The organism is Dietzia sp. UBA5065, assembly GCA_002415925.1.
Taxonomy (GTDB): Bacteria; Actinomycetota; Actinomycetes; order Mycobacteriales; family Mycobacteriaceae; genus Dietzia.
In genome coordinates, this window is the sequence record DIAZ01000080.1 from 1 (window position 1) to 3192 (window position 3192).

The following is a 3192-nucleotide window of genomic DNA, read 5'->3' on the forward strand; positions in this document are numbered from 1 at the left end:
GCGAGCGTTCGAGAAGACGGTCGTGTTCTGTTGGTACGTCAAGACCGGCGGGAGACTGGAGACTGAGATCGCTCGTCGCATTTCCGAGCATGTCCTCGACCGAGGGGCCCGGGAGTTCGGCATCGACCGCAGCGACGAAGCCGCCATCCGCAGCAGGTACGAGAACCTCGCCCGCCGACTTCTCGCCAGCGACACGGAGTCACGGAGCAATCAGAGCTATCAGGTCATCCGCGCTCACATACTCGACACTCTGCGGGACCACGTCGGTCGCGAGTCGGATTACGAATCGGTGGTTCAGGACATCGCCGATGTGGCGATCCGAAACCTGCGCACGGACGAGTTCCTCTCGCGCTGCTCCAGGCTGGGTCCCGACATGACTGCCGAGGATGTGATCGGTGAGCTGACCGAACGCAGGCCTGGCGGCGACAGCCTCATGGAGAGGTGGATCGAGTTCGCGAAGAGGCTCGTCCAGCCTGGTTTCGCTCAGGCGCGGAGGGCGCTCCTCGAGGATCTCCTGGGCTCAGTTGCGGACGAGAGCGTGGCAGACAGCGTCACGGAGCGGCACGCGCATACCGGACGAGCGAGCCTTCGAACCGTCCGGCGGGCGCACGGCGCAACCGGCCTCGAGGATCGAGTGCGCCTCACGTCGATCTTCAACACCCCCTCGGTCCCAGACATCCTGGTCGCGAGTTCGGTGATGGGCGAAGGGATCGACCTCCACATGAACTGCGACACGATCATCCACCACGATCTGGACTGGAACCCCGGGGTCGTCGAGCAACGCACCGGTCGGATCGAGAGAATCGGATCGCTTGCGGAACGGCGCGGAACCGGCATCACTGTCTACGTCCCCTATCTCGCCGGTACTCACGACGAGAAGATGTTCCGGGTGGTGGACGATCGCCGGAAGTGGTTCGACATCGTGATGGGTAGGGACGGAGGAAGCTCGCCCGACACCAGCAGCGAAGAGACCCGGCAGCCGATTCCAGACTCGATCGTGTCGGCGATGGCGTTAAGCCTCGAAGCCTGACCCTGCCGAGATCACCGGGCCTTGCCGTCGTTGGTACTTCTGGCGGAGGATCCGCCCCGACCCCATCATGAGGGACTTATGGCTACCAGACGAACTGCTCCGGCCCGACTCCACCTGGGCGTACTCAGCCCATCGCGACAAGCGATCTCCGCGCTGTTCGGCGACGGCCGCTCAGACTTCGAAGACCTGCGATGGGACGTTCCGGAGGGGTGCGAGCGCGGGGATTTGATCCTGCACGTCGTCAACTCTCCACGGCCGGCGATCATCGAATTGGACGCGGTCGAAGCTGGTCCCGGAGGACCTGACGATCTCGACTTCGACGGCCTCCGCTTCTACCCGGACGGACTCTCCGTAGCCGCGGTGGAGCGTCGACTCGGCTACTCGCTCGGGCCCCTCCCGGGGACCGTTGCCCCGCACCTGGCGGCCGAAGTCGAGCGCGCTGTCGAGGCGGAGTCGGAGGATCCCACACCATGGCGGTTGCTCGGTCCCGTCCGGTGCGACGCCCCGATCGTCGACGACGACCGACCGTCGCCGGCCTACGGCTGCCTGGGTTGTGACGACTACGGGGTGGAACTCGAGCGTCATGTCGTCGACGTCGACGACGAGTCTGGAGGCGGAAGAATCGTCTTCGTGTGCTCCCGATGCCACGACCGGTTCCATGCCCCCGTGCAGCCGAGCCTCGCTGACCTCGTGGGCAGCGGCAGGCCGCCCTGCCCGTCCTGCTCTGCTAGGCACACGCTGCACCTGATCTGGGGCTTCCCGCCTGGCCCGCCGCCGCCCGGGTACGAGATCGCCGGCTGCGGGATCCCCGAGGTGCCGGAGGACTACGAGTGTGGGGACTGCGCGCTCCGTTGGGCCGAGGACGACACTTTGTTTCCGCAGGTCACCGACGCTGCGGAGTATGGGCGGGTACGGGCACGGATCAACGCCACCCCGCCGCACCCGGAAATCGAGCACGTCGAGCTACGCCAACCGCGCCGGCTCGTGATGGGCCGCTACGAGCCGAGCGTGCCGCACGGGTCCGTCGCGCCGGCGTGGGATGACGGAGGTGTCCGCCATCTGCTCATCGGCGACGACCGGCGAATCTACGAGGTGGACCCGGAGACCGTGCGAATGACCGAGCCGGCTCGACGTGGGCCGGGGAGCAGCGAGACAAAGTAGGGGCTGTGTGCCCGACTACGTGATGTTGCAGTGCGACGATCACCCCAGTCCGGACAGTCTCCCCACCAGTCCAAGGACCAGGACCAGGATCACCAGCACGATGAGCCCCAGCAGGATGACGATCCCGATGCGAGAGTTGGACTTGGTCGGGCTCTGCCCGGTCCGTGCGCTATCGGAGTCCAGCGACGTGGAATCCGAGTCCGGCGTCTGCGGCCCGGTGGGGGAGCCGCCGGCATCGAGATCGGGGGAGTCGACGGGATCCGGGTCGGACGGGCGCGTGTTGGTCATGCCCCACAACTACACGAGCATTCTCGGCGTGACGCGGTTGCGTCCGCCGGGCAAGTGACCAGGTGGCCGGGATGGCGGCGTTGTCGTCGTCGCCTCTTCCCGCTCGCCGACGGTGACGGGAGCATCCACGCCGGTCCTCGTTCCGAATGACTGATGGTCGCGGCCGCTACCGGGCCCGACCGACGACCTCGCGGCGACCGCGGTATATCTGTGACTGCCGCACTTGCACCTATGAAGGGGAGCACCCGATGACCGATGCGCTGTACACCGTCGAAGCCCTGTCCACCGGGGGAGGCCGCGACGGCCACGTCGCCACGGATGACGGGGCGGTGGACCTGGAGATGGCCCCGCCCACGGAACTCGGCGGGTCGGGGGAGGGCAACAACCCCGAGCAGCTGTTCGCCGCCGGCTACGCCGCCTGCTTCCACTCCGCGCTGCAGAGCGCCGCGCGGATGAAGAAGGTCACCATCGACGGCTCCTCGGTGGGGGCGCGGGTGTCGCTGGTCCCGTCGGGGGAGCAGAGCATCGACCTGACCGTGGACCTCGAGGTGATCATCCCCGACCTCGAGCGCGAGCAGGCCGACGAGCTGGCCGCGCTCGCGCACGAGCTGTGCCCGTACTCGCGGGCCACCAAGGGCAACATCGAGGTGTCCGTCTCGGTCTCCGACGACTGAGCCGCCCGCACGGACGGGATTCCCCGGAACCCCCATCGC

General features: G+C 67.3%; 5 protein-coding genes. 3 read left to right on the top strand and 2 right to left on the bottom strand.

The window, feature by feature from the left end; all coding sequences use genetic code 11:
* On the top strand, positions 1-1030 hold a 1030-nt coding region (locus B4M60_RS05905; protein ID WP_291081199.1), incomplete at its 5' end, for a helicase-related protein.
* Positions 1031-1201: 171 nt separating this feature from the next.
* Here the strand turns inward: B4M60_RS05905 and B4M60_RS05910 are convergent.
* Positions 1202-1690: a hypothetical protein gene (locus tag B4M60_RS05910; RefSeq protein WP_291081200.1), complete on the bottom strand. Its 489-nt coding sequence runs from the start codon at positions 1688-1690 to the stop codon at positions 1202-1204.
* Between the two features lie 153 nt (positions 1691-1843).
* Between B4M60_RS05910 and B4M60_RS05915 the strand changes: the two genes are divergently transcribed.
* Complete coding sequence (locus tag B4M60_RS05915) at positions 1844-2191, top strand: hypothetical protein (RefSeq protein ID WP_291081201.1); 348 nt, start codon at positions 1844-1846, stop codon at positions 2189-2191.
* 39 nt (positions 2192-2230) lie between these two features.
* Here the strand turns inward: B4M60_RS05915 and B4M60_RS05920 are convergent, their stop codons facing one another.
* Entirely contained in the window at positions 2231-2479 is a 249-nt protein-coding gene (locus B4M60_RS05920; RefSeq protein ID WP_291081202.1) for a DUF6480 family protein, read from the bottom strand.
* A 248-nt stretch (positions 2480-2727) separates the two neighbouring features.
* Here B4M60_RS05920 and B4M60_RS05925 point away from each other — a divergent pair, with 248 nt between their 5' ends.
* Positions 2728-3153 carry an organic hydroperoxide resistance protein gene (locus tag B4M60_RS05925; RefSeq protein ID WP_291081203.1) on the top strand — a complete coding sequence of 142 codons (426 nt, stop codon included), beginning with the start codon at positions 2728-2730 and terminating at the stop codon, positions 3151-3153.
* Positions 3154-3192: the final 39 nt, after the last annotated feature.

Coding starts and splice junctions, on each gene's coding strand:
- B4M60_RS05925 (WP_291081203.1), top strand. CDS start 2,728: ATGACCGATGCGCTGTACACCGTCGAAGCCCTGTCCACCGGGGGAGGC.
- B4M60_RS05910 (WP_291081200.1), bottom strand. CDS start 1,690: ATGGAACCGGTCGTGGCATCGGGAGCACACGAAGACGATTCTTCCGCC.
- B4M60_RS05920 (WP_291081202.1), bottom strand. CDS start 2,479: ATGACCAACACGCGCCCGTCCGACCCGGATCCCGTCGACTCCCCCGAT.